Raw genomic sequence first — 1,609 nt, 5'->3', positions numbered from 1 at the left:
CTCAATCTGCGCCCGCTCCGCGGACGACAACCTCTGCCCCGGCATGACTCCTCATCCTGACGAGAATCCACCCCGTTGCAACAACCACTTGAGCCCAAGCACGCTGACAGACCGACTTCATGGAACCCGAGTGGATCATGCGCGAAGCGGCACGCGGCGCAAAGCAGAGCGAAGGGTGCCGTGGATACGACGAAGGGGCACGGCCGTGGTGGCCGTGCCCCTTCGTCGTCGGTCAACCGGGGATGGTTACTCCCCCGGCGTCGACTTCGCGATCTGCATCAGGAACTCGATGTTGGTGCGGGACTGCTTGAGCCGGTCCAGCAGGAGATCCATCGCCGCCTGCGAGTCCAGCGAGTGCAGCACCTTGCGGAGCTTGTGGATGATGGCCAGCTCCTCGGGTGCGAGCAGGACCTCTTCCTTACGCGTACCGGACGGGTTGATGTCGATGGCCGGGAAGGTGCGCTTGTCGGCGATCTTCCGGTCCAGCTTCAGCTCCGCGTTACCGGTGCCCTTGAACTCCTCGAAGATGACCGTGTCCGCCATGGACCCGGTCTCCACCAGCGCCGTGGCGATGATGGTCAGCGAGCCGCCGTTCTCGATGTTGCGGGCCGCACCGAGGAAGCGCTTCGGCGGGTAGAGCGCGGTGGAGTCGATACCACCCGACATGATCCGGCCGCTGGCCGGCGCCGCCAGGTTGTACGACCGACCGAGCCGGGTCACCGAGTCGAGCAGCACGACCACGTCGTGCCCCAGCTCGACCAGACGCTTCGCCCGCTCGATCGCCAGCTCGGCCACCGTGGTGTGGTCCTGCGGCGGACGGTCGAACGTGGCCGCGATGACCTCGCCCTTGATCGACCGCTGCATGTCGGTGACCTCTTCGGGTCGCTCGTCCACCAGCACCACCATCAGGTGGCACTCCGGGTTGTTGCGCGTGATCGCGTTCGCGATCGCCTGCAGCACCATCGTCTTACCCGCCTTGGGCGGCGACTGGATGAGTGCCCGCTGGCCCTTACCGATCGGCATGACCAGGTCGATGACGCGGGTGGTCAGGATGTGCGGCTCGGTCTCCAACCGCAGGCGCTCCTGCGGGTAGAGCGGCGTGAGCTTGTAGAACTCGGGCCGACGCCGCGCCTCCTCCGGCTCCATCCCGTTGATCGTGTCCAGCCGCATCAGCGGGTTGTACTTGTCCCGCCGCTGGTCCCCGCTGTTGCCACCGTCGCGGGCCGCGCGCACCGCACCGGTGATCGCGTCACCGCGGCGCAGGCCGTACTTCTTGATCTGGGACATCGAGACGTACACGTCGTTCGGACCGGCCAGGTAACCGGTCGTCCGCACGAAGGCGTAGTTGTCGAGCACGTCGATGATGCCGGCCACCGGGACGAGCACGTCGTCCTCGCTGACCTGCGGCTCACGCCCGCCGGTGTCGCCGCCGGTCTCGGTGCGCTCGCCACGCCCACGGCGACGGTCCCGGAAACGGCTGCGCCGGCCACGCCGACCGCCACCCTCGTCGTCGTCGTCGTTGTCCCGCTCGGCGCGCTGACCACGATCGTTGCGGTCGCCCCGGTCGTTGCGGTCGTTGCGCTCGCCCCGGTCGCCGCGCTCGTTGCGC

Annotated in this window: 1 protein-coding gene; it reads right to left on the bottom strand. The window is 67.8% G+C overall.

Annotated elements, in window-relative coordinates:
* Nucleotides 1-246: 246 nt before the first annotated feature.
* Nucleotides 247-1,609, bottom strand: a 1,363-nt coding sequence (gene rho, locus JNW91_RS31335; protein WP_203179040.1) for a transcription termination factor Rho, incomplete at its 5' end; no start/stop codon positions are given.

The sequence above is a fragment of the Micromonospora parastrephiae genome (assembly GCF_016802865.1).
Classification (GTDB): domain Bacteria; phylum Actinomycetota; class Actinomycetes; order Mycobacteriales; family Micromonosporaceae; genus Micromonospora; species Micromonospora parastrephiae.
This window is presented reverse-complemented; position numbering and strand designations above follow the sequence as displayed.